This window comes from Pseudomonas sp. HP_12 (genome assembly GCF_055283955.1).
Map to the genome: position 1 here is coordinate 125,404 of NZ_JBTOQG010000004.1, position 24,698 is coordinate 150,101.

Annotated in this window: 22 protein-coding genes; 6 read left to right on the forward strand and 16 right to left on the reverse strand. The window is 60.5% G+C overall.

Annotated elements, in window-relative coordinates:
• Positions 1-17: 17 nt before the first annotated feature.
• From ACYASU_RS05110 to ACYASU_RS05120, 3 genes are all read right to left on the reverse strand, one after another.
• Positions 18-1,028 (reverse strand): substrate-binding domain-containing protein, encoded by a 1,011-nt coding sequence (locus tag ACYASU_RS05110; protein ID WP_282371908.1) that lies wholly within the window; start codon positions 1,026-1,028, stop codon positions 18-20.
• A gap of 164 nt (positions 1,029-1,192) precedes the next feature.
• Positions 1,193-2,071 carry an SMP-30/gluconolactonase/LRE family protein gene (locus tag ACYASU_RS05115; protein WP_463582142.1) on the reverse strand — a complete coding sequence of 293 codons (879 nt, stop codon included), beginning with the start codon at positions 2,069-2,071 and terminating at the stop codon, positions 1,193-1,195.
• Positions 2,072-2,147: 76 nt separating this feature from the next.
• Positions 2,148-2,858: a FadR/GntR family transcriptional regulator gene (locus ACYASU_RS05120; RefSeq protein ID WP_463582143.1), complete on the reverse strand. Its 711-nt coding sequence runs from the start codon at positions 2,856-2,858 to the stop codon at positions 2,148-2,150.
• 345 nt (positions 2,859-3,203) lie between these two features.
• Between ACYASU_RS05120 and ACYASU_RS05125 the strand changes: the two genes are divergently transcribed.
• Complete coding sequence (locus tag ACYASU_RS05125) at positions 3,204-4,346, forward strand: aldose epimerase family protein (protein ID WP_192172373.1); 1,143 nt, start codon at positions 3,204-3,206, stop codon at positions 4,344-4,346.
• A gap of 258 nt (positions 4,347-4,604) precedes the next feature.
• Complete coding sequence (locus ACYASU_RS05130; RefSeq protein WP_037011182.1) at positions 4,605-4,829, forward strand: DUF6555 family protein; 225 nt, start codon at positions 4,605-4,607, stop codon at positions 4,827-4,829.
• 388 nt (positions 4,830-5,217) lie between these two features.
• Here the strand turns inward: ACYASU_RS05130 and ACYASU_RS05135 are convergent, their stop codons facing one another.
• The 3 genes from ACYASU_RS05135 to psrA form a co-directional block, all read right to left on the reverse strand.
• Positions 5,218-5,958, reverse strand: coding sequence for an S-methyl-5'-thioinosine phosphorylase (locus tag ACYASU_RS05135; RefSeq protein ID WP_463582144.1), 741 nt, complete (start codon positions 5,956-5,958; stop codon positions 5,218-5,220).
• Between the two features lie 9 nt (positions 5,959-5,967).
• On the reverse strand, positions 5,968-6,969 hold the full coding sequence (nagZ, locus tag ACYASU_RS05140) for a beta-N-acetylhexosaminidase (protein ID WP_463582176.1): 1,002 nt from the start codon (positions 6,967-6,969) through the stop codon (positions 5,968-5,970).
• Between the two features lie 105 nt (positions 6,970-7,074).
• Complete coding sequence (gene psrA, locus ACYASU_RS05145; RefSeq protein ID WP_192172371.1) at positions 7,075-7,785, reverse strand: transcriptional regulator PsrA; 711 nt, start codon at positions 7,783-7,785, stop codon at positions 7,075-7,077.
• A 229-nt stretch (positions 7,786-8,014) separates the two neighbouring features.
• Here psrA and lexA point away from each other — a divergent pair, with 229 nt between their 5' ends.
• Both lexA and sulA read left to right on the forward strand, forming a co-directional pair.
• Complete coding sequence (lexA, locus tag ACYASU_RS05150) at positions 8,015-8,623, forward strand: transcriptional repressor LexA (RefSeq protein WP_065988571.1); 609 nt, start codon at positions 8,015-8,017, stop codon at positions 8,621-8,623.
• An 11-nt stretch (positions 8,624-8,634) separates the two neighbouring features.
• Complete coding sequence (gene sulA, locus ACYASU_RS05155; protein ID WP_192172370.1) at positions 8,635-9,138, forward strand: SOS-induced cell division inhibitor SulA; 504 nt, start codon at positions 8,635-8,637, stop codon at positions 9,136-9,138.
• A 98-nt stretch (positions 9,139-9,236) separates the two neighbouring features.
• Here the strand turns inward: sulA and ACYASU_RS05160 are convergent, their stop codons facing one another.
• The 7 genes from ACYASU_RS05160 to ACYASU_RS05190 all read right to left on the reverse strand — a co-directional run bounded on the left by ACYASU_RS05160 (position 9,237) and on the right by ACYASU_RS05190 (position 17,632).
• Positions 9,237-9,473: a hypothetical protein gene (locus ACYASU_RS05160; protein ID WP_037011193.1), complete on the reverse strand. Its 237-nt coding sequence runs from the start codon at positions 9,471-9,473 to the stop codon at positions 9,237-9,239.
• 75 nt (positions 9,474-9,548) lie between these two features.
• Positions 9,549-10,070 (reverse strand): DUF6586 family protein, encoded by a 522-nt coding sequence (locus ACYASU_RS05165; RefSeq protein ID WP_463582145.1) that lies wholly within the window; start codon positions 10,068-10,070, stop codon positions 9,549-9,551.
• A 154-nt stretch (positions 10,071-10,224) separates the two neighbouring features.
• Positions 10,225-12,828: a type I DNA topoisomerase gene (gene topA, locus ACYASU_RS05170; RefSeq protein ID WP_282371902.1), complete on the reverse strand. Its 2,604-nt coding sequence runs from the start codon at positions 12,826-12,828 to the stop codon at positions 10,225-10,227.
• Between the two features lie 109 nt (positions 12,829-12,937).
• Complete coding sequence (locus tag ACYASU_RS05175) at positions 12,938-13,174, reverse strand: DUF1653 domain-containing protein (RefSeq protein ID WP_065988576.1); 237 nt, start codon at positions 13,172-13,174, stop codon at positions 12,938-12,940.
• A 101-nt stretch (positions 13,175-13,275) separates the two neighbouring features.
• Positions 13,276-14,451: an acetyl-CoA C-acyltransferase FadA gene (fadA, locus tag ACYASU_RS05180; protein WP_172612705.1), complete on the reverse strand. Its 1,176-nt coding sequence runs from the start codon at positions 14,449-14,451 to the stop codon at positions 13,276-13,278.
• Positions 14,452-14,474: 23 nt separating this feature from the next.
• Entirely contained in the window at positions 14,475-16,622 is a 2,148-nt protein-coding gene (gene fadB / locus ACYASU_RS05185; protein WP_463582146.1) for a fatty acid oxidation complex subunit alpha FadB, read from the reverse strand.
• 572 nt (positions 16,623-17,194) lie between these two features.
• Positions 17,195-17,632: a hypothetical protein gene (locus tag ACYASU_RS05190; RefSeq protein ID WP_346627820.1), complete on the reverse strand. Its 438-nt coding sequence runs from the start codon at positions 17,630-17,632 to the stop codon at positions 17,195-17,197.
• 110 nt (positions 17,633-17,742) lie between these two features.
• Here ACYASU_RS05190 and ACYASU_RS05195 point away from each other — a divergent pair, with 110 nt between their 5' ends.
• The gene (locus ACYASU_RS05195; protein ID WP_192172363.1) at positions 17,743-18,189 is read left to right on the forward strand and encodes a universal stress protein; all 447 of its coding nucleotides are present in this window, start codon (positions 17,743-17,745) and stop codon (positions 18,187-18,189) included.
• Positions 18,190-18,255: 66 nt separating this feature from the next.
• Here the strand turns inward: ACYASU_RS05195 and ACYASU_RS05200 are convergent, their stop codons facing one another.
• Positions 18,256-20,166, reverse strand: coding sequence for an ATP-binding cassette domain-containing protein (locus ACYASU_RS05200; protein WP_122534495.1), 1,911 nt, complete (start codon positions 20,164-20,166; stop codon positions 18,256-18,258).
• Positions 20,167-20,380: 214 nt separating this feature from the next.
• Here ACYASU_RS05200 and ACYASU_RS05205 point away from each other — a divergent pair, with 214 nt between their 5' ends.
• Positions 20,381-22,309 (forward strand): transglycosylase SLT domain-containing protein, encoded by a 1,929-nt coding sequence (locus ACYASU_RS05205; RefSeq protein WP_192172361.1) that lies wholly within the window; start codon positions 20,381-20,383, stop codon positions 22,307-22,309.
• A 272-nt stretch (positions 22,310-22,581) separates the two neighbouring features.
• On the opposite strand, the gene ACYASU_RS05210 is transcribed toward ACYASU_RS05205, so the two are convergent.
• The gene (locus tag ACYASU_RS05210) at positions 22,582-23,388 is read right to left on the reverse strand and encodes an MOSC domain-containing protein (RefSeq protein ID WP_463582147.1); all 807 of its coding nucleotides are present in this window, start codon (positions 23,386-23,388) and stop codon (positions 22,582-22,584) included.
• Between the two features lie 117 nt (positions 23,389-23,505).
• Positions 23,506-24,432 (reverse strand): chemotaxis protein CheV, encoded by a 927-nt coding sequence (locus tag ACYASU_RS05215; RefSeq protein WP_192172359.1) that lies wholly within the window; start codon positions 24,430-24,432, stop codon positions 23,506-23,508.
• Positions 24,433-24,698 lie beyond the last annotated feature (266 nt).

Below are 24,698 nucleotides of genomic sequence, written 5' to 3' on the forward strand. Positions count from 1 at the left end.
CGACTCGACTGCCGCGCTTACTTGTACAGACCGATCTTGGTCAGCACGTCCTTGAAGTTGGCGCGGGTGATCAGCGTCACGTCGTCCATCGCGGTGTATTTCGCAGGTTCTTTGCCGGTGGTGACCCACTCATACATCTGCAGGGCGGTGTTGTAGCCTTCTTTGTCGGGGCTGGGCAGCATCGACCCGAAGAAGCCGCTTTCCTTCTTCTTCAGCTCATCGATGGCGTCAGTGCCGTTGATGCCGATGCCGATCACGTTGGCCGCGGTGAAGCCAGCACCCGCTGTGGCGCGCACGCCGCCCAGAACGGTGTTGTCGTTCATGCCGCCGATGATGAGGTTTTTCGCCCCGCTTGGCAGTTTGGGCAGGGCCGCACCGGTGGAGTCCATGCTGCCTGGCACGTCGAGGGTCTTTTGCGGCGCGAAGAGGATGTGATCCTCAGGCAGACCGGCTTTCTTCAAGGCGTCCACCGAGCCGTCGGTGCGCTTCTTGCCGGTGTCCAGCTCGTTGTAGGTGTTGATGATCGCGTAGGTTTCTTTCCAGTCCCACTTGCGGTTCTTCGCTTCGTCGGCCATGGCCGCGCCCTGTTTCTGGCCGACTTCGAACGCGGCCATCCCCAGATACGGCACGTCTTCCATAAACTTGCCTTTGGCGTCGACGAAACGGTCATCGACAGCCATGACTTTCAAATCGTTGGCCTTTGCTTTGGCGACGATGGACGGGCCGAGGGAAACATCAGGCGGGCAGATGACAAAACCTTTGGCGCCGTTGGCGGCGAGGCTGTCGATGGCAGAAAGGGTTTTTTCACCGTCGGGAACGGCGATTTTGATGACTTCGAAACCGTGGTCTTTACCGGCCTTTTCGGCAAACTGCCATTCGGTCTGGAACCAGGGCTCTTCAGCCTGCTTGACCAGAAAACCGATCTTGACCTTTTCGACGTCAGCGGCGGATACACCGGCGCTCATGCCCAGAATGGCGGTGGCAACAGCAGCACAGCACAGGGAACGAATCCCGTGGCGACTCAACATAGCTAACTCCTTATTTTTATTGACTAGCTACAGCGTTCAGCAGTGAGTGTCAGAGCGGCATGCAGCAGAAAACACCGCGCGCCGATCGACTGAAAACAGTCATATCATATTATCAATGAAGCCTATGTAACCGAGTGTCACACCTCGACGACGCAGGGTTTGGCTCACCCCGCAAAGCGGTGCGAGGCCATGCCCTTGATGCCAATTTCCATCTGAATCACAGCTCCATCCAGCGCCAGCGCGCCTTCTGCAGGCCGCGCGCTGGTCACAAACAACGTGGTCATGTCCGGCCCGCCGAAAACGCAGCTGGTCGGATGACTGACCGGCAGCTCGATGATCCGGTCAACGCTGCCATCGGGGGCAAAACGGATCAGGCAGCCGCCACCCCAGCGGGCGTTCCAGACAAAACCGTCTTCGTCCATCGCCGAGCCATCGGGTGCACCGCGAGAATGCTCATGGGCCCAGACCTCGCGGTCACCCAAAGAGTGATCGTCGTTGATCGGGTAACGATAGATCACGGCGTCCAGAGTATCGGCGGTCAGTACGGCAGAATCGTTGTCCGGCCAGACCAGCGTGTTGACGATGCCTTGCCCACTGAGCAGAGGCGCGACTGAGGCATCACCGTCGACGCGGTAAAGCCCGCCAGATCGACGCTCGATCGGCAAGTCACCGCCCTCCTCGTCCAAGTTGTTCTGCATGGTCCCCAGCCAGAGACGGCCGTGCCGGTCGCAACGGGCTTCGTTGGCACGGTTGCCGGGCACGGGATCGGCGGCGCACAGCAAGGAAGTAACCGGTTTGTCGGACGGGGAATCAAGGTCGAGACGATGGACGCCGCTGGCCAGGGTGACCAATGCGTCGCCTGCCGTGGTGGGTATGAAGGCGGAGACCGGCTCGCTGAACTGCCAGTGCGACACCTCACCAGCGTGCAGGCGCAACGCGCGGAAGCCGGCAATGTCGACCCAGTACAACGCTTGGTGGGCGTGGTCCCAGAACGGCCCTTCGGCCAATTTGAAACGCTGGTCGCAGACCGGCAGCCATTTCATGGAAAATTTCCTGCTTATTATTGTAGGTCCGTGAGCCACTCAAAAAGCTCACCTGTAAAACGTCAAACGTGCCTGCTCAGGAATAGCGCGACAGCGGTTGTTCCCGAGAACGCGCGATCACTTCACCGGCGTTTTCGATCAGACTCATGCAAGCCCAGACACCGCGCGCCGAATCCCGGTTGGCGATGGCGTCCGCCAGATCTTTGTGCAACGGCAAGGTCCTGCCGAGCTCTCCGGGGACCGCCGACGACACTTCGAACGAAATGGCCAGCAACGCGCCCAGCGCCGGCAACATCTGCTCGATGAACTGGTTATGACTCGCCGCGAGCACCGCTTCATGGAAGCGCTGATCCGCAGCGTTGTAATCACCCGGGTCAGAGACGCTGGCCGCCAGCCGAACATAAGCTGCCTGAATCCCGGCAATCTGCTCCGGTGTCGCCCTTTCACAGGCCCAACGCACGGCCATCGGTTCAATGGCGCGCCTCAAATCCAGCAGGTCCAGCACAAAACTCTCCGGCAGGCCTTTCGCCGCCAGCCATCCCACGACCTGCGGGTCAAACAGATTCCAGCTGCGCACCGGCAATACCCGCGTGCCCACCTTGGGTCCGACTTCCAGCAACCCTTTGGCCACCAAGGTCTTGATGGCTTCGCGAATCACCGTCCGGCTGACCCCGAATTCTTCACCCAACGCCGCTTCAACCTTCAGCGACTGTCCCGGCATCACATTGCCTTGAGCAATCCAGGCTCCCAGGCGGTCTACCGTCGACGCGTGAAAACTGCTGCTCATTGATCCGCCCCTGTTCGCGGTGTGTTCCGCAAATCGAGGCTAATGATCATACGATTAGGCGTCAATCACCTATACAGAAGGCCATTCCTGGGCTAGACCTTCCCGCATCGGGACGGACACTGCCTTCCGCCAAATAGTATTACAATTTATTTTTAAATCGAGTGCTTTTGATCTATAACTCGAAATATCGGGGCCTTCCAAGCTGAATAGTATGACCAATCGCTAAATCCAGGCCATTGACGTACTGCTTGGCGGTAGCGCTTCGAGTAGTGAGGCTGATGCCTTCGGGCAACACCCCCGAAATACTCACATCAACACGCCTATAAAAACAAAAGGATCGACGCAATGAGAAAGACGCTTATCCCTGCCCTGGGCCTGTCGCTGATGGCCGCCGCCCTTCAAGTGCACGCCGCCGGACTGTCTACTGAACACGGCGCCTTCGGCAAACTCGCCGACGGCACCCCGGTCGAGAAATACACCCTGCGCAACAGCAAAGGCATGCAGGCCACGGTGATCACCTACGGCGGCACGCTGCAATCGCTGCTGGTCCCGGACAAGCACGGCAAGGCTGAGGATGTGGTACTGGGCTTCGATGACGTGGACGGCTACGTCAAAGGCACCGCATTTTTCGGCGCTACCATTGGCCGCTTCGGCAATCGTCTGGCAGGCGGCAAGTTCTCTCTGGATGGCAAGAGCTATCAGGTGCCGCTGAACGATAAGACCAACTCCCTGCACGGCGGCCCGAAAGGCTTCGACAAGCAGATCTGGAAGGCTGAGGAGGTCAAGGACAAAGGCTCGGTCGGGGTCAAGCTGACGTACGTCTCGGTCGATGGCGAGATGGGCTTCCCCGGTACGCTGAAGACCGAAGTCACCTATAGCCTGAACGACAAGAACGAGCTGCGCATCCAGTACCACGCGACGACGGACAAACCGACCGTCCTCAACCTCACCAACCACAGCTACTTCAACCTGGCCGGCGCGGGTAACGGCGACATCCTGGATCAAGTGGCGGTGGTGCATGCTGCGCATTACACGCCGGTCAACGAGACACTGATCCCGACCGGCGAGCTGCCGCCAGTGGCCGGCACACCGTTTGACTTCCTCAAGCCCGTCGCCTTCGGCAAGCGCATCCGTGAAGACAACCAGCAGCTCAAGTTCGCTGAAGCGACCCAGGGCGGCTACGACCACAACTGGGTGCTCGATAACAAGGGCAAGCTGTCGAATCTGGCAGCGGACGTGGTCGATCCGAAGTCGGGTCGCCGTCTGCAGCTGTTTACCACCGAGCCTGGGGTTCAGCTGTACACGGGCAACTTCCTCGACGGCACCGTCAAGGGCAAGGCCGGCAAGATCTATCCGCATTGGGGCGCGTTCACGCTGGAAACCCAGCACTATCCGGACTCGCCTAACCAGCCGGCCTTCCCTTCCACGCGTCTGGACCCTGGCAAGGCTTACACCCAGACCACTGTGTTCAAATTCCTGACCAAGTGATCGTTTGAGTGTAAAACCGACGCGGCAGGGCGACTTCAAACGTCGCTTCTGTCGCACCGGCCACTGCTTCAAGCCGCCATACCGTCACTGAAACCGCTCAAAACCGGGTGTGCCATTCATTTGTGAGGGTTAAAGACCTTGGGATCATCGTTCTGTACTAAAGCTAACCATTTGGCTTAGAACGGTGATTTCGAGTGAATTTTCCTGACGGTGACGACTCAGTTACAAAGAGAGTGACTGATAGGGAGGTTTGCAAGCGTGGCACAGTACAAGCATTTCAGAATCGATTACCTGCTGCATGGCAGCTACAAAAGCTTCTACATCAGCGCTGAAGCCATGGATAACGCATCTGCCTGGCACTGGGCGTCGGTGGATGCCGGGTTTGGTCAGATTCCCAAATACCGCTCCGACCGGGTGCCGAAAGTGACCAAGCCAAAAGCTGAGCAACTGGGCTTGACCGATGTTGAGTGGGCTGAATCCTGATCAACCCACCAGGGCTTCTTCTCCTCTGAGTTTTCGCTGACCTTCCACCTGACTTTCCCCTGCGGAAATCTGCCTCGGCGGCGCGTCATCCTCGGCGCGCTGGCGGGCAGTCCAATGTCTGCCCCCCCCTCGCTTAACCCCGCCCTTTTGAAGCTTGATCTGAAGGGAATTCTGACCATTAACTCGCTTCATCGACGCCATTGGCAAACCTGATCATTAAACGACCATTGCCGCTAACGCCTTGCAATCACTGGCTTACAGAAACTTATCCACAGAGATATTCACGCTTTCCGTGGACAACTATTTCAACGATATAGCGTTGACTTTGTTGCCCTTTCCGGCCTAGCTAGCGTTGAGAGAAAGCCCTCCAAACCCACGATTTCAGGCCTCAAGCGGCGCTGAGCACTCGCGCCAGTGTCGCCTTGACCTTGCCGATGCCATCGTGCAAAGCCTGCTCGATTTCCGCCATCGTGATGACCGCCGCCGACTTGCCTGCGGCCGGATTCACCACCAGCGCCAGGCAGGCATATTCCAGCTCAAGCTCACGCGCCAGTGCAGCTTCCGGCATGCCGGTCATGCCAACGATGTCGCAGCCGTCTCGCTCGAGCCGCGCAATCTCGGCCACTGTTTCCAGCCGGGGTCCCTGGGTGCAGGCATACACGCCGAAATCGCTGTGGGCGCAGCCTTCGGCCGCCAGCGCGGCAATCAGTCGGGCCCGCAATGGCGCGTTGTAGGGGAAGCTGAAATCGATGTGGGTCACGTGCTCCAGGTCATCGGCAAAGAACGTGTGCTCGCGGCCGCTGGTGTAGTCCACCAGATCATGGGGCACGCAGAAATGACCGGTGCCCATGTCAGGGTGAATCCCGCCCACGGCGTTGACCGCCAGGATCGCTTCGGCGCCGGCCTGCTTCAGGGCCCAGATGTTGGCGCGGTAGTTGACCTTGTGCGGCGGAAAGCGGTGCGGGTGCCCGTGACGAGCCAGGAACATCACCTCGCGGCCGGCGTATTCGCCGAGATGGATATCGCCTGACGGCGCGCCGTATGGGGTATTCACTGACAGGGACTGACGGATCGTCAGTCCCTCGAGCTGGGTCAGGCCGGTGCCGCCGATAATCGCGTAAACAGTCATGGGAGTTCCTTATTCGATCAGTTGAGCGGCGCGCAGGGCGGTCAGCGCCGCCAGCCAGCGGGGATGCTGCCGGTATTCGGTGGACGCCATGCCCTGCCCGCGCATTCTGTGAAGCCGCGCCACCGGCGGCGAGACCTTCAAGCGCTGCGCCGCGCTCAACGCCAACTCAGCCGCCGCGCGGTCGTTGCACACCAGGCCCATGTCACAGCCGGCCGTAAGCGCCGCCTCAATGCGACTGGCGGCGTCACCCACGACATGGGCGCCAGCCATCGACAGGTCATCGCTGAAAATCACGCCATCGAAACCCAGCTCACCGCGCAGGATGTCCTGCAGCCAGCGACGGGAAAAACCCGCCGGCTGCGAATCGACCTGGGGGTAGATCACGTGGGCGGGCATGACCGCTGCGAGGTGTTTGCTCAAGCGCTGAAAAGGCACCAGGTCATTGGCACGGATCGTTTCAAGACTGCGCTCGTCATTGGGGATGGCCACGTGGGAGTCGGCCTCGGCCCAACCGTGCCCGGGGAAATGCTTGCCGGTCGCCGCCATGCCCGCCGCATTCATGCCACGGATAAAAGCGCCGGCCAGCAGCGCCGCCCGCTCGGGGTCGCCTTCGAACGACCGGGTGCCGACGACCGCGCTGCGCTGATAATCCAGATCCAGCACCGGCGCAAAGCTGAGGTCCAGCCCCACCGCCAGCACTTCGGTTGCCATCAGCCAGCCGCAATGCTCGGCGAGGCTTTCTGCATTCGGATGGCCGGCAATGGCGCGCATCGGCGGCAACCGCACAAAGCCTTGGCGCAGGCGCTGGACACGTCCACCCTCTTGATCGACGGCGAGCAGCAACTCGGGACGAATGGAGCGGATGGATGCGCAGAGCTCACGCACTTGCCGTGGGCTCTCAATGTTGCGCGCGAAAATAATCAGGCCGCCCACTTCGGGCTGACGCAGAAACTGACGGTCTTCGGAGGTCAGCCAGGTACCGGCGACGTCCACCATCAGGGAGCCTTGCAGGCCAGAACTCATAGGAAGATCCTTCAACAACCAATGCTCAGGCCGGCATGGTGCGGGATCGAAGGATGTGATGCAAATTACGCCACCGCCAGTCGGTGGCGCGCCTCAGACCTTGGCAGGTGCCGGTGTCGAGGTTTTGGTACGGGGCCGAAGTTGCGCGGTGAGCATGGCCGTGTCGGTGACGCCCGTTTCGGCGCGCATGCCGGCCGCCAGAAACGGCACCATCAGGCGCATGACCTGCTCGATAGACGTGTTGACCCCGAAATCGGTCTCCGCAATGGCGCGCAGCGCCTTGATGCCGGACATGCTGAAGGCTGCAGCACCCAACATGAAGTGGACCCGCCAGAACAGCTCGATAGGGGGAATGCGCGGCGCTGCTTCGTTGACCAGCAGCATGTAACGGCGGAACACCTTGCCGTACATGTCTTCGAGATAACGCCGCAAGTGGCCCTGGCTCTGACTGAACGCGAGGCCCAGCAGGCGCATGAAGATGGACAGGTCATTGTTGCTGCGCGGCTGAACCACCAGCGCCTGTTCGACGAGGATTTCAAGAAGCTCTTCAAGGGTCGGCTTGTGTTCAGGCTTGGCCTGGCGGCGCTCCAGCTCGCGGTCGAGACTGACGCAGAACGGCCCGAGGAAGCGGGAGAACACCGCCTGAATGAGGGCCTTCTTGGAACCGAAGTGGTAATTCACCGCTGCCAGATTGACTGACGCCTTGCTGGTGATCAGCCGCAACGAGGTTTCGGCAAAACCCTTCTCGGCAAATAGCTGCTCCGCTGCATCGAGAATTCGTTCAACTGTTTCCGACTGAGCCATGGTTCAACGCCTGACAAACACGTGTTTGAAACATACGTTTCATACACAGCACTGTCAACCCTGAGCGTCCGCTTTCTGTCCATGCGGTCACGGGCATTTAACCATACAAACCGGGGCCTGTAGCCACTCATGAAGGGGGCTCGCTGCAGGCGTGGCAAAAAGGACCATTGCCAAGACCCAAGCACTGTATATAATCCCAGTCACTGTATAAAAAGCCAGAGCGATGCACATGATCAAACTGACGTCACGCCAAGCCGAGATTCTGGACTTCATCAAGCGCTGCCTCGAAGACAACGGCTACCCGCCGACTCGCGCTGAAATCGCTCAGGAGCTGGGCTTCAAATCGCCCAATGCTGCCGAAGAACACTTGAAAGCACTCGCCCGCAAAGGCGCCATCGAAATGACTCCGGGCGCCTCCCGCGGCATTCGTATCCCCGGTTTCGAAGCCAAACCCGATGACAGCGGCCTGCCGATCATTGGTCGCGTCGCAGCCGGCGCGCCGATCCTGGCCCAGCAGCACATCGAAGAATCCCTCGCCATCAACCCGGCCTTCTTCCACCCCAGCGCGGATTACCTGCTGCGCGTCCACGGCATGAGTATGAAAGACGTCGGAATTCTCGACGGCGACCTGCTGGCCGTCCATACCACCCGCGAAGCACGCAACGGCCAGATCGTTGTGGCGCGAATCGGTGATGAAGTGACAGTTAAACGCTTCAAACGCGAAGGCAACAAGGTCTGGCTGCTGGCCGAAAACGCCGACTTCGCACCGATCGAAGTGAATCTCAAAGATCAGGATCTTGTCATTGAAGGCTTGAGCGTCGGCGTGATTCGTCGATAAGGAGAACGTAGATGCAGTTCCCACAGACACCGCAACAACATGCACAACTGCCCCTGTTCGAAGCATTCATGGCACCCGGCGTGCCCATGCTCGACGTTCCGCTGTTGCAGGTCCCGACCCTGGCAGAGATTGCCGAGTCGCCCTGGAGCAACGAACCGGAAGCCTTTAGTGAAGTGTCATTGCGCGGCGCTGCCGGGAACTGCCTCAACCTGTTGGCCCCGATCCTGCGTGAGTTGAGTGAGGACACCAACGACCGCTGGCTGACACTGGTTGCACCACCCGCCAGCGTGACTCAGGCGTGGCTGCGTGACGCGGGCCTGAATCGGGAACGCATTATTCTGATGCACCCGCGCGGGACGCAGAGTGCGCTGGAACTGACCCGTGAGGTGTTGCGCCTGGGCCGCAGTCATACGGTGGTCAGCTGGATCAATCCCATCTCAGGCAGTGCGCGCCAACAACTGGCCAGCGCAGCACGTATCGGCGATGCGCAGAGCCTCAACATTCGTCTGGGCTAAGCACGTCGGCAGAACGATTCAGGGTATTTGGAGCGTGTAGGCGCTTCTTGCGAATCGAGAAGCGGAACGGCGTGCGGGCGAGCTGCGAATCCTGAGGATCAGTGCAGCACGCGCGGCCCTTCTTCATCCTTGGTCAATTCGCCTTCGGCGAGACGGCCTGCCATCTGCACACCGACGCTGAGCATCGCCTTGGCGACTTCAACGTGCTGACCCTGCAAGAACGCCTTGGCGTCTTCCGAAAAATTCAGGGTGACCAGCGATCCTTCATCTTCGGCGCGGCGCAGCTCGATGCGACCGTCAGGCAGTTCAACAATTTCCAGAAACGAAGTTGGCATCAGGGCAGTTCTCCACGAAAGGCTCGCATTGTAACAGCCAGATGACTGAGTCCCTAGCCCATCGATCACTCCGACTCAGCACTCGCTCAGGCCTTCTCTGAACCGGATTGCGAGGCCTTTGAGCTGCTGACGCCAGCTTTCCATCTCCTCGCGCGTCAACGCCTGCTCGGGCTCTTCTTCCGCCCCCACTGCGATGATAAGTGGCTGAGTGACGTCACCCTTGGGTTTGCGCGGCGCCCTCGGCGGCATGAACAACGCCTGGTAGGAGGCCAGTAATTGCGCCAGCCACGTTTCGCGGTTGTGGGCGAGCTCGACCAATTCGCCCATTTCCGGGATGGCGATAGCTTCCAGCACCTTCGGCGACAGCAGATCCTCGGCACGCGGGGTGCTGGCCTGTGGCAGTCGGTAGAATCCGGCAATCTCGTGGCACAGCCCGAGCAACGCGCCATAGAGATGAAAGATCGCCGACTCACGCTCCGCCTGCTCAAGCCCTTGGGCGTTCATCGCGCGGCTGTCCCTGGCCTTCCCCATCGCCTCCAGTGCCAGGCCTGCGAAGAACAGCTTCTGGTTGGTGCGGGTATAAAGTTCGTGAGCCATAACGGTGGTCTCTGTAGAGATGAGTGAATCGCCAGTCTGACTGCCTGCACCCGTTCAGCCGCAGACAAAAAAATCCCTCGAAATGCGTAAGCACGTCGAGGGATTCTTTTAACGCAAAGCGTCGGGGCTGACCAGTCGGATCGTGATCAAACGATCAACGCTTGTCCTCGACCTTCCACTTGCCGCCGTCGTAGAACGCACGCCAGCCAGTCGGCTTGCCGTCCACTTCGGTCTGCACGTATTGCTCCTTGGACTTGCGACTGTAGCGGATCACCGCCGGGCGACCGTCGGGGTCCTTCTTCGGCGCTTCACACAGGAAGTGATACTTAGGATCGATCTCGTCCTTGTGCGGTGCAATCTCCATCACCAACGGTGCACGGGTCTCGCGGTTTTTCGGGAACTGGCTGGCCGCCAGGAACAACCCCGAAGCACCATCGCGCAGGATGTAGGTGTCGTCGACCTTCTCGCACTTGAGCTCCGGCATCTTCACCGGGTCCATCTTCGGCGGCGCCGCTTCGCCGCTTTTCAGCAGCTTGCGGGTGTTCTTGCAGTTAGTGCAGCCGAAGAACTTGCCGAAACGGCCGGTCTTGAGCTGCATTTCGCCGCCGCACTTGTCGCACTCGACGCTCGGGCCTTCATAGCCCTTGATGCGGTAGGTGCCCTCTTCGATCTCGTAACCCGAGCAATCCGGGTTGTTACCGCAGATGTGCAGCTTGTGCTTCTCATCCAGCAGGTAGGCATCCATCGCGGTGCTGCAGATCGGGCAACGGTGCTTGCCACGCAGCACGCGGGATTCGGACTCGCCCTCATCGTCGTCGGCAATTTCGTCGCCCGGCGTGAGGTTGACGGTGGCCTTGCAGCGCTCTTTCGGCGGCAGGCTGTAGCCCGAGCAGCCGAGGAACACGCCGGTGGACGCGGTACGAATCTGCATCGGGCGGCCGCAGACCTTGCACGGGATGTCAGTCATCACCGGCTGGTTGGCGCGCATGCCGCTGTCGGGTGCTTCGGCTACTTCGAGTTTCTTCTTGAAATCGCCATAGAACTCGTCGAGGACATTCTTCCAGTCGCGTTGGCCCTGGGCCACGTCGTCGAGGTTCTCTTCCATGCCGGCGGTGAAGCCGTAGTCCATGAGGTTCGAGAAGCTTTCGGACAAACGTTCAGTGACGATGTCGCCCATCTTTTCCGAATAGAAACGACGGTTGTGCAGGGCCACGTAGCCACGGTCCTGGATCGTCGAAATGATCGCGGCATAGGTCGATGGACGGCCGATGCCGCGTTTTTCCATCTCCTTGACCAGGCTGGCTTCCGAATAACGTGCAGGCGGCTTGGTGAAGTGCTGGCTCGGGTCGAGCTTGATCAGCTTCAGCTTGTCGCCCTGGGCCATGTCCGGCAGTACGTCGTCATCGCCCGGCTTGCTCATTTGCGGCAGCACACGGGTGTAGCCGTCGAACTTCAGGATGCGGCCCTTGGCGCGCAGTTCGAAATCACCGGCCGCGACGCTGACGGTGGTCGACAGGTATTGCGCAGGAGGCATCTGGCAGGCCACGAACTGGCGCCAGATCAGCTCGTACAGACGCTCGGCGTCACGCTCCATGCCGGTCAGCTTGCTCGGGTGCGTGTTGACGTCGGAGGGACGAATCGCTTCGTGAGCCTCTTGCGCGCCTTCCTTGCTGCTGTAGACGATCGGCGATTCCGGCAGGTACTTCTTGCCGAACTCGGTTTCGATGTAGGTGCGGGCCATGGCCACTGCGTCGGCCGACAGGTTGGTCGAGTCCGTACGCATGTAGGTGATGTAACCGGCTTCGTACAGACGCTGGGCCATCATCATGGTTTTCTTCACGCCGTAGCCCAGGCGATTGCTCGCGGCCTGTTGCAGCGTGGACGTGATGAAAGGTGCCGACGGTTTGCTGCTGGTCGGTTTGTCTTCACGCTTGCTGATGCTGTAGGCCGAGGCCTTGAGCTTCTCCAGCGCCGCCATGGCGGTCGCTTCGTTCAGCGGTTTGAAGGCTTCGCCTTTTTCCCGGGCAACTTCGAAGCGAACGTTGGCGCCCTTCGCAGTGCCGAGGTCCGCATGAATCTCCCAGTACTCTTCCGGGATGAACGCGCGGATTTCACGCTCGCGCTCCACCACCAGCTTCACGGCGACGGACTGCACACGGCCGGCCGAAAGACCGCGAGCGATCTTCTGCCACAGCAGCGGCGACACCATGTAGCCGACAACGCGGTCGAGGAACCGGCGTGCCTGCTGGGCATTCACGCGGTCGATGTCGAGCTCGCCCGGTTTGGAGAAGGCTTCCTGGATGGCTTTCTTGGTGATCTCGTTGAAGACCACGCGCTTGTAGCGCGCATCGTCGCCACCAATGGCTTCGCGCAGGTGCCAGGCAATGGCTTCCCCTTCGCGGTCCAAGTCCGTCGCGAGATAGATGGTGTCGGCGTCTTTGGCCAGGCGGCGCAACTCGTCGATCACCTTCTCTTTGCCGGGAAGGATTTCGTACTTGGCTTTCCAGCCGTGTTCCGGATCGACACCCATGCGCGCCACGAGCTGGCGCTTGGCCTTTTCCTTGGGCGACAGAGCGGGCGCTTCGGCCACGGCCTTGCCGCGCTTGGCAGCAGGCTCTTTGGAGGCGCTAGCCGAACCGCTGGTGGGCAGGTCTCGGATATGGCCGATACTCGACTTCACCACGTACTGGTTGCCCAGGTACTTGTTGATGGTCTTGGCCTTAGCCGGGGATTCCACAATGACCAGCGATTTGCCCATGGATCGGAAAATTCCTAATGCGAGAAAAAAGACGTCAGAGCCGTCGAGGCCCCGCTATATATAGTGGCTGAAAGGTGAGGTCAAGCAATGGCTGCTGCAACGTCATGCCTCAGGGCCGTGGAAAAAGATCCGGTTCGGCCTGAACCAAAGCAAAGCGCGGCACTTGCTCGCCGTCAACCTCAACTGACTGCAGAAACATGCTCAAAGGGCGTACCCACAGGCCGTATTCGCCGTACAGCGCTTGATAGCACACCACTTCTTCTTCGGTCTCCGAATGCCGCGCGACACCGATAACACGGTATTCGGGCCCTTTGTAGTGACGGTAGAGACCTGGTTGTAGCGGCATGCGGGGGACCTCGGGTGTGACAGGAAAAAAAGTGGCGAAAATACATTTTCGGAAAAAACAAAAGCCGGGGCACCAGGCCCCGGCTTGCACACTCACACCGTTTAGACGCGTTCGAATACGGTGGTAATGCCCTGACCCAGACCGATGCACATGGTGGCAACACCCAGGGTGCCGCCATTCTGCTTCATCACGTTGAGCAAGGTGCCGGAAATCCGCGCCCCCGAGCAACCGAACGGGTGACCCAAGGCGATGGCGCCGCCGTGCAGGTTAACCTTCTCGTCCATCTTGTCGAGCACTTTCAAATCTTTCAGCACCGGCAGGGCCTGTGCAGCGAAAGCTTCGTTGAGCTCGAAGTAGTCGATATCGGCGATGCTCAGCCCTGCACGCTTAAGCGCTTTCTGGGTCGCCGGAACCGGTCCGTAACCCATGATTGCAGGGTCGACACCGGCCACGGCCATGGAGCGGATCACCGCCAGGGGCTGGATGCCGAGGTCCATGGCGCGCTGACCGGACATGACGATCATGCACGAAGCACCGTCAGTGATCTGCGACGAGGTGCCGGCCGTGACCGTACCGCCTTTCGGGTTGAACGCAGGCTTGAGGGCAGCCAGGCTTTCCAGCGTCGTCTCCGGACGAATGGTCTCGTCGAAGTCGAACATCTTCAGGAAACCGTTCTCGTCGTAGCCCTGCATCGGGATGATTTCGTCCTTGAACTTCCCTTCCAGCGTGGCCTTCTGCGCAAGCCGATGGGAGCGCACACCGAACGCATCCTGCGCTTCACGGGTGATGCCGTGCATCTTGCCCAGCATTTCGGCGGTCAGGCCCATCATGCCGGAGGCTTTGGCGGCGTACAGCGACATGTGCGGGTTCGGATCGACACCGTGCATCATGCCAACGTGGCCCATGTGCTCGACACCGCCGATGACGAAGACGTCACCGTTGTTGCTCATGATCGCCTGAGCCGCCGTGTGCAACGCGCTCATCGACGATCCACACAGGCGGCTGACCGTCTGCGCGGCGGAGGTGTGCGGAATCTGGGTCATCAGCGACGCCATGCGCGCGATGTTCCAGCCCTGCTCCAGGGTCTGGTTGACGCAGCCCCAGATCACGTCCTCGACTTCGGCAGGGTCAACCTTGTCGTTGCGTTCCAGCAATTTGCTGATCAGGTGCGCCGACATGTCTTCGGCGCGGGTATTGCGGTGCATGCCACCCTTGGAGCGGCCCATCGGTGTGCGACCGAAGTCGACAATCACGACGTCTCTCGGATTCAAGCTCATATCTTCACCTGTTCGTTGGGCACTTAGCCGAAGAAGCGTTGGCCGGTCTTGGCCATTTCACGCAGCTTCGCAGTGGGGTGGTACAGAGCGCCCAGATCAGCGTATTGGTCAGCCAGGGCCACGAATTCAGCGACACCGATCGAGTCGATGTAGCGCAGCGCGCCACCGCGGAACGGAGGGAAGCCGATGCCGTATATCAGGCCCATGTCGGCTTCGGCAGCCGTGTCGACGATGCCGTCTTCCAGGCAACGCACGGTTTCGAGGCACAGCGGGATCATCATCCAGTTGATGATGTCTTCGTCGCTGACTTCACGCTGCTCGTAGATCACCGGCTTGAGCACTTCCAGCACGGAAGCGTCGACCACTTTCTTCGGTTTGCCCTGCTTGTCGGTCTCGTAGACGTAGAAGCCCTTGCCGTTCTTCTGGCCGAGGCGATTGGCGTCGTACAAGGCGTCAACGGCCGTGCGGCGATCGTCCTTCATGCGGTCCGGGAAGCCTTCGGCCATGACGTCGCGACCGTGGTGCCCGGTGTCGATGCCGACCACGTCCATCAGGTACGCCGGGCCCATTGGCCAGCCGAATTTTTCCATGACCTTGTCGATGCGCACGAAATCCACACCGGCGCTGACCAGCTTGGCGAAGCCGCCGAAGTACGGGAACAGGATGCGGTTGACCAGGAAGCCCGGGCAGTCGTTGACCACGATCGGGTTCTTGCCCATCTTCTTGGCGTAAGCCACGGTGGTCGCCACGGCGACTTCGCTGGACTTCTCGCCACGGATGACTTCAACCAGGGGCATCATGTGCACCGGGTTGAAGAAGTGCATGCCGACGAAGTTTTCCGGGCGCTTGAGGGCCTTGGCCAGCAAGCTGATGGAGATCGTCGAGGTGTTGGAAGCGAGAATGGTGTTTTCACCCACCTGCCCTTCCACTTCGGCCAATACGGCTTGTTTGACCTTCGGGTTCTCGACCACGGCTTCGACGACGAGGTCGACGGTGCCGAAATCGCCGTAGGACAGCGTAGGACGAATCGCATTGAGCGCTTCAGCCATCTTCGCGGTGGTCAGGCGGCCTTTTTCGACGCGCTTGCCCAGCAGCTTCGATGCTTCGCCCAGGCCCAGCGCGATGGCTTCTTCACGGATGTCCTTCATCAGGATCGGCGTGCCTTTGACAGCCGACTGATAGGCGATGCCGCCACCCATGATGCCGGCGCCCAATACAGCGGCCTGCTTCACGTCCTTGGCGACTTCGTCGTAGACCTTGGCCTTCTTTTTCAGCTCCTGATCGTTCAGGAACAGACCGATCAGGCTCGCAGCGGCCGAGGTCTTGGCCATCTTCACGAAACCGGCTGCTTCCACTTCCAGCGCTTTGTCGCGACCGAAATTGGCGGCTTTCTGAATGGTCTTGATCGCTTCGACCGGCGCCGGGTAGTTCGGGCCGGCCTGGCCTGCCACGAACCCCTTGGCGGTTTCGAAGGCCATCATCTGCTCGATGGCGTTGAGCTTGAGCTTGTCGAGCTTCGGCTGACGCTTCGCCTTGAAGTCGAACTCGCCGGAGATGGCGCGCTTGATCAGGTCCAGTGCGGCTTCCTGCAGTTTGCCTGGGGCCACGACAGCATCGACGGCGCCCACTTTCAGTGCGTCTTCAGCGCTGTTGTCTTTGCCGGACGCGATCCACTCGACTGCGTTGTCCACACCGATCAGGCGTGGCAGACGGACTGTGCCGCCGAAGCCCGGATAGATACCGAGTTTGACTTCAGGCAGGCCAACCTTGGCGGTGGCGGACATGACGCGGAAGTCAGCGGCCAGGCACATTTCCAGACCGCCGCCCAGGGCGATGCCGTTGATGGCAGCAAGGGTCGGTACGTTGAGGTCTTCAAAGGCGCTGAAGATTTTGTTGGCTTCAAGGTTGCCGGCGACGAGTTCAGCGTCCGGCAGCTTGAAGTTATCGACGAATTCGGTGATGTCGGCGCCGACGATGAACACGTCCTTGCCGCTGGTGACGATGACGCCCTTGATCGAGCTGTCGGCCTTGATGGCTTCGATGGCCTGACTGAGGTCGTTGAGGGTGAGGCGGTTGAACTTGTTGACGGACTCACCCTTGAGGTCGAACTGCAGTTCGACGATGCCACTTTCAAGAGCCTTAACCGTGATGGCTTTACCTTCGTAAATCATCAACTGATCTCCACGATATGGAAGCTGAACAATACGCATCAGACGCTGAGATCCGGCGCTATGCACGACGTTGCCGTCGAGGCGAAACACCAAACGCCAGTCACCCCGTCGACGCGATTCGAGCGTCTGTCAGAGCATTCCTACGGCAAACGCTCAATTCATACGCCCGTTTGATTTGGGTGCGGCTACCTTCTGCCATATTCCAGCAATTGTCAATTCAGCAGACAGCGGGCAAAACCGGCAAATCGCAGGTAAAACGTGCGCCTGATAGAAGGCTATTCAGGCGCATGATCGCGGGGGCATGAAACTGAAGAAGATGGGGCGTGGCGGCGGGCAGTGGCTCGGAATGCAGCATGAAATAAACGGTGAGGCAGCAGACAAACGCACCATTAAGGTCTACATTCAGCGCACTGCGCATCAAGACGGGTCATTTGAGCGTCGTCAGCAAGTGATGTGTGACCCGGCGAGCGGCATTGCACCGCACCGCACAAGAATTACGGCCTGCCTGGCCAACCCCGGCCCGATGTTGTTATCGGGCTTTTTAATGCCCGCGATTCGGGCATCAGGACGGCTTACGCCAAGGCCTTCAGCACCGCTGCAATGTGCTGCAATACTTCGGGCTCGCCGCGCTCGGCCCAATACAGGGCAATCAGCTGCTTGCCCGCCTCCACTTTGTAGACGTCCGCCGGCAGCGTCTTGAACGGCTCGAGCAGGCGCGGATCTTCACACGGCTCGCGCCACTGGTTGACCCACACGCCCGGCTCCATCTGCCAGTACACCCAGACATCGGGCGCCCGCGCGGTACGTGGCCGGTGATACTGCGGGCACGGACTCGGCGGCTCGGTCGGCAACCAATGCGGCCACTCCTGGGGGATCAGCTGCATCGCCAGCCCCATTCGCCGCGCCTGCATGCGCATGGCCATTCTGCCGCTCTGCGAGCGCGAGGGGCGCAGCCAGACCAGCGGACTTAAAACCACCGCAATGATTGACAGGATGATCCACACCGTCATATTTGTACGCCCCCCGCGGCGGCTAGCTGCTGGCGAACCACATCGGCGTGCCAGAGGCGCGTGAAAAGAGCCATAATCAAAACCATCGCAAACCTCAGAAGGAACACCCCATGTCCTATGAACACATCCTGGTAGCCGTGGACCTCACTGAAGAGTGCGATCCGGTTATCAAAAAAGCCATGGCGCTGGCGTTGGCCGGCCACTCCAAGCTTTCGCTGGTGCACATCGTCGAACCTATGGCCATGGCGTTCGGTGGCGATGTCCCGATGGACCTGTCGCAGCTGCAGCAACAGCAGTTCGATCAGGCCAAGGAAAAGCTGGAAGCGCTGAAACGCAAATACCCCGACGTAAAGACCGGCGACAGCCATTTGACCTACGGCCAGCCGCGTCAGGAAATCCACAACCTGGCGAAGGAACACCACGTTGATCTGATCGTTGTCGGCAGCCACGGCCGTCATGGCCTGTCCCTGCTGCTCGGTTCTACTGCCAACGACGTGCTGCACGGCGCGCCGTGTGACGTGCTGGCAGTGCGCCTGATCAAGCGCCCGGAGAAATAAGCGCGACAATGCAAAAGCCCGGCCCTTGAAGAAGGGCCGGGCTTTTTTATTGCCGCCTTTTACCGATCACTCGTCCAGCTCGGCCCAACGCTCAAGCAGTCCGTCCAGTTCGCCTTGCAGGCTTTCCAGCTGCGCCATCACGGCTGTGGTTTGCTCCGCAGGACGCTGATAGAAACCGGCCTCGGCCATCTCGGCACTGAGCGCAGCCATTTGCGCTTCTACAGCGTCAATTTGCGCAGGCAACGCTTCCAGCTCGCGTTGCAGTTTATAGCTGAGCTTCTTTTTGGCGACCGGCATTTCGGCCGCCGCGACGGGTGCTGCCTGAACCACGGCAGTGGCCAGCTCGGACTTGCCGGACTTGCTGTCGGTGACGCCCAGCAGACGCGGCGAGCCGCCCTGGCGAATCCAGTCCTGATAGCCACCGACGAATTCGCGGACCTTGCCCTCGCCTTCGAACACCAGGGTGCTGGTGACGACGTTGTCGAGGAATGCCCGGTCGTGGCTGACCATCAGCACGGTGCCCTTGAAGGTCAACAGCACTTCTTCAAGGAGCTCGAGGGTCTCGACGTCCAGATCGTTGGTCGGTTCGTCGAGGACCAGCAGGTTGGCCGGTTTGCTGAACAGTTTGGCGAGCAGCAGACGCGCGCGCTCACCGCCCGACAACGCCTTGACCGGCGTCCGCGCCCGCTGCGGGCTGAACAGGAAATCGCCCAGGTAGCTGAGGACGTGGCGGCTCTGACCGTCGATGTCGATGAAGTCGCGGCCTTCGGCCACGTTGTCGATCACGGTTTTTTCCAGATCGAGCTGGTGACGCAACTGGTCGAAGTAGGCGACGTCCAGACGGGTGCCGACTTCCACTTTGCCGCTGGTGGGCTGGAGGTTGTCGAGCATCAGCTTGAGCAGCGTCGTCTTGCCGGTACCGTTGGCGCCGAGCAGACCGATGCGGTCTTCGCGCTGCAGGACCATGGAGAAGTCCTTGATCAGCATCGGGCCACCCGGGTGAGCGAAGCTGACGTTGTCGAGCACCATCACCTGCTTGCCGGATTTGTCTGCCGTGTCGAGCTGGATGTTGGCCTTGCCGGTGCGTTCGCGACGGTCGCTGCGCTCAACGCGCAATGCCTTCAGGGCGCGTACGCGGCCTTCGTTACGAGTACGACGGGCCTTGATGCCCTGACGGATCCATACTTCTTCCTGGGCCAGGCGCTTGTCGAACAGCGCGTTGGCGGTTTCTTCCGCCGCGAGCATGGCTTCCTTGTGCACCAGGAAGCTGGCGTAGTCGCCGTCCCAGTCGATCAGGCCGCCACGGTCGAGTTCAAGAATGCGCGTGGCAAGGTTTTGCAGGAAGGACCGGTCGTGGGTGATGAACAACACCGCGCCCTGGAATTCCTTCAGTGCTTCTTCAAGCCAGGCGATCGCGCCGATGTCCAGGTGGTTGGTCGGTTCGTCGAGCATGAGCAGATCAGGCTCGGAGACCAGCGCCTGGGCCAGCAACACGCGACGACGCCAACCACCGGACAGTTCGGCGAGGGTCTTGTCGGCCGGCAGTTGCAGACGGCTGAGGGTGCTGTCCACCAACTGCTGCAGGCGCCAGCCGTCACGGGCTTCGAGGTCCGACTGCACGTGCATCAGCTTGTCGAGGTCTTCGGCGGTGACGATGTTCTGGCTGAGGTGGTGATACTGGGCGAGCAACTCGCCGACACCATCGAGGCCTTCGGCAACCACGTCAAATACGGTACGGCCGTCAGCGACCGGCAACTCCTGGGGCAGCTCGCCGATCTTAAGGCCCGGCGCGCGCCAGACATTGCCGTCGTCGGGCATCTGAATGCCCTTGACGAGCTTCAACATGCTGGACTTGCCGGTGCCGTTGCGGCCGATGATGCAGACCCGCTCACCACGGGCGATCTGCCAGGACACCTTGTCCAACAACGGCATGGCGCCGAACGCAAGGGACACATCGCTGAATTTGAGCAGGGTCATGAGCTTCTCCAAAAACCGGGCGCGCATTCTACCTGAGATAACCCGGCAGATGGGCGGCTAATCGATGACAGGACGTCGTCCGGACCCGGTGGTCGGCCGATTGCTGGCCGGGGTTTGTTTCTATCCATCACGACGGACGAGGCAGCGCTTCAACCCGCGCGGGCAACAGGCTAAGCTAGCCGCACTTTTCACGATGCATCTGCACGGAAGTCTCATGCGCAGTCGTTTCTTCAGCCTTTTGTCCTGCCTGCTTCTGTCGGCCACTGCTGCCCAGTCCGTCCAAGCGGTCGATCTCACCACCCAACGCCAGTATTACGATGAAGCCAAGCGGGCTTTGGCCAAGGGCGACGGCGGCCCTTATCGCACCTATGCCGCTGCGTTGGCGGATTACCCCCTCGAACCCTACCTGGCCTACGACGAACTCACCGCCCGCCTGAACAGCGCGAGCAACGAGGAAATCGAGAAGTTCTTCGCCGAGCACGGCGACCTGCCGCAAGCCAACTACATGAAGCTGCGCTGGCTGCGGCTGCTGGCTTCGCGCGGTGACTGGCAGCCCTTCGTCAAGTATTACGACCCCAAGCTGAATTTCGTAGAGCTCGACTGTTTGTATGGCTCGTATCAGCTCAGCCACAACCAGCGCTCGGAAGGCTATGCCAACGCCGAGAAGACCTGGATGACCGGCAAGACGCTGCCGGCAGCCTGCGATACGTTCTTCACCCAGTGGGCGGTCGAAGGTCAGTTGACCGAGCAGAAACGCTGGCAGCGCGCCAAGCTCGCCGCGCAAGTGCGCAACTACGCGCTGGCCAATCAACTGGTCAACAGCATGACCACCCTCGCGCCCCAGGGCCGTTTGCTGATTGCTGTCGCGCAGAAGCCGGAAATGGTCAACAACCAGGGCCAGTTCATGCCGGCCGACGAGGCGATGTCCGATGTGGTCGGGCTGGGGCTGCGTCGCCTGGCCAAGCAGGACCCGCAGCGGGCCATGGAGCTGCTCGACAGCTACGCGCCGGTGCTGCATTTCTCACACGAAGAACAGGTGCAGATCGCCAAGGAAATCGGCCTGACCCTGGCTCGCAGCTACGACGGTCGGGCCCTTGAGGTCATGACCAAGTACGACCCGGACCTGCGCGACAACACCGTCACCGAATGGCGCCTGCGCCTGTTGCTGCGGCTCGGTCGCTGGAGCGATGCGTACGAGCTGACCCGTCGCTTGCCGCAAGACCTCGCGACCACGAACCGCTGGCGTTACTGGCAGGCCCGCTCTCTCGAGCTTGCTCAGCCCAACAGCCCGTTGCTTCCGGGGCTGTACAAGGCGGTCGCTAAGGAGCGTGATTTCTACGGCTTCCTTGCCGCCGACCGCACCCAGACGCCGTACATGCTCAACAACAAGCCGCTGGTGATGAGCCAGGCGCTCATGACCAAGGTGCGCAACACACCGGGCGTGCGCCGCGCGCTGGAGTTCTATGATCGGGGGCAGATCGTCGACGGCCGCCGCGAGTGGTACCACGTCACCCGTCGTTTCAGCCGGGACGAAATGGTCGCCCAGGCCAAACTGGCGTACGACATGCACTGGTATTTCCCGGCCATTCGCACCATCAGTCAGGCGCAGTACTGGGACGATCTCGACATCCGCTTCCCGATGGCCCACCGCGACACCCTGGTGCGTGAAGCGCAGGTTCGCGGGCTGCATTCAAGCTGGGTGTTTGCGATCACCCGTCAGGAAAGCGCGTTCATGGATGACGCCCGCTCTGGCGTCGGTGCCGCAGGTCTGATGCAACTGATGCCTGCGACCGCCAAAGAGACCGCGCGCAAATTCAGCATTCCCCTGGCCTCGCCGGCCCAGGTGCTCGATCCGGACAAGAACATTCAGCTCGGCGCCGCTTATCTGAGTCAGGTCCATGCGCAGTTCAACGGCAACCGGGTACTGGCTTCGGCGGCGTACAACGCAGGTCCGGGACGTGTGCGTCAGTGGTTGAGGGGCGCCAACCATCTGGCCTTCGACGTCTGGGTCGAGAGCATTCCGTTCGACGAGACCCGCCAATACGTGCAGAACGTGCTGTCGTACGCGGTGATCTACGGCCAGAAGCTCAATTCCCCGCAGCCGCTGGTGGACTGGCATGAACGGTTCTTTGATGATTTGTGAGGGCCGGATCCGGTCGTCAGCTGTCAACGGTCTAGGCCGAATGGAGCGGTAGGATTCCCAGCATTCGTCTGGCAGTTATGATTTCGCGCAGCAATCACAACCCCTGTGGGAGTGAGCTTGCTCACGAAGACGGCATTCCAGCCGCTGGAAATTTAGCGGATGCAACGGCCTCTTCGCGAGCAAGCTCACTCCCACAATTCATCTGACGGCGGAAAAATCAGCGGCGGTTTCATTTTCAAGGGATCCGGGAAGACGTACTGGCAAGCGCCCGACTACTCGAGCACTTCAACCTCCATTCCGACCTCGACCAGCCCTGGGCCATCGCTCACCAGGTTCTGGCCAAACCAGATCTCCCCTTCCCGCTCTCGATAGGTCTTCAGTGTGGTCATCGGTTCGCGATCCGCGCTGCGCTCACCGGTTGCCGGGTCGACCGTCGTCAGGATGCACCGCGAGCACGGCTTTAGCACCCGCAGTTCAACGCCGCCAATCCGAATCCGCTTCCAGCCATCCTCCGCGAACGGCTCGGCGCCAGACACCACCAGATTCGGACGAAAGCGCAACATTTCCAGCGGGCGACCCACCTTCTGCGACAAATCGTCCAGTGAAGACTGCCCGATCAGCAACAGCGGAAAACCGTCAGCGAACCCGACCCTGTCTTCCACCGTCCCGTAGCCTGAAGGCAGCCAGCGAGCGCGCTCTTTCGGCACGTGCACCAGCCGCGTCGGCTTGCCCACCAAGGCGCTGACCCAACGCGCCGCGTCCTCGCCCGCGTCCGGCACCCGAAAAGTGTCGCGCCAGATCGTGATGCCGCGCAGATTGGCTTCTTCATCGACCGGCACCGGCACATCCAGACTGCCCAGGCCCGGCGCCGACAGCGTCACCCCATCGCCCTTCCACAGCACCGAGAGCTGCGACATCTGCGGCAGCGCGCGCTGGCTGTAAAAGCGCCCACTGGCTTCATCCACCAGCATCCAGCGACGATCGCCACTCATGCCCAACTCATCGAAACGGGCCTGCTGCAACGTCTCGGCCATGCAGGATTTGAGGGGGTACCGATACAGTGCGCTGAGGTGAAACATGTACGCGTCCTTATGCCAGAGCGGAAAGCCACCACTCTATACGAGACGCCGGAAAACCAAGCGGTACAGATGCAAAAAAGCCCCTCCATACAGCAAGGGGCTTGAAACAGAAACGGATCAGTTGTCGAGCATGAGCCGCTCGCGGACCACGTCGACCAGCTTGTCCGGCTGGAATTTGGAGAGGAAGTTATCGCATCCAACCTTCTTGACCATGGACTCGTTGAAGCTCCCGGACAGCGAGGTGTGCAGCACGACATAGAGGCCGCGCAAGCGTGGGTCGTTACGGATTTCCGTGGTCAGGCGGTAGCCGTCCATTTCCGGCATTTCGGCGTCGGTGAAGACCATCAACAGCTTGTCGGTCATGACTTCGCCGGTGTCCGCCCAGCCCTTGAGCATGTTCAGGGCTTTCAACCCGTCACGGGCAACGTGCATCTTCACGCCGAGCTGACCCAGGGTGTCACGCAACTGCGAGAGCGCCACATTGGAATCGTCTACCAACAGCACTTCGCGGCCAATGGCCCGGGCGAGGACCGGATCTTCCAGCTTGTCGCGGGAGACCTTGGCACTGTACGGCACGATCTCGGCGAGGACTTTCTCCACGTCGATGATCTCCACCAGCTGGTCATCGACCTTGCTGATGGCGGTCAGGTAATGCTGACGCCCGGCGCTGGTCGGTGGCGGCAGAATCGCCTCCCAGTTCATGTTGACGATACGGTCGACGCCGCCCACCAGAAACGCCTGAACCGAGCGGTTGTATTCGGTGACGATGATCGTGCTCGAAGGCCCTGGCACAAGCGGGCGCATGCCGATGGCCTGGGACAGGTCGATCACCGGCAGGGTCTGCCCGCGCAGGTTGACCACGCCGCACACGAACGGATGACGCTGGGGCATCAGTGTCAGCTTGGGCAATTGCAGGACTTCCTGCACCTTGAATACGTTGATCGCGAACAACTGTCGGCCGGCCAGGCGGAACATAAGGATTTCCAGGCGGTTCTCACCTACCAGCTGTGTACGTTGGTCTACTGTGTCGAGAATGCCAGCCATCTGTTGCTCCTGGAGCAGGGTTCAAGTAAGTCCGCCTACCCTGTATCGGCAGCCCCATGACAGACCTTAATCGGGATAGAAACGCGCGCCGCGCACTTGATATCACAATAACATCACCGCAACCCCATCGACAGACCCGAGCACTGGCAGAACGGCGAACGGCGCGGCTTTCAGATGCGCGGCCCGATGACCAGCCAGTGCAACCTGCCACCGCGAGTAGGGGTAACCCCTAAGGGCAATCGGGGCGAACCTGATATTCGGCTTTT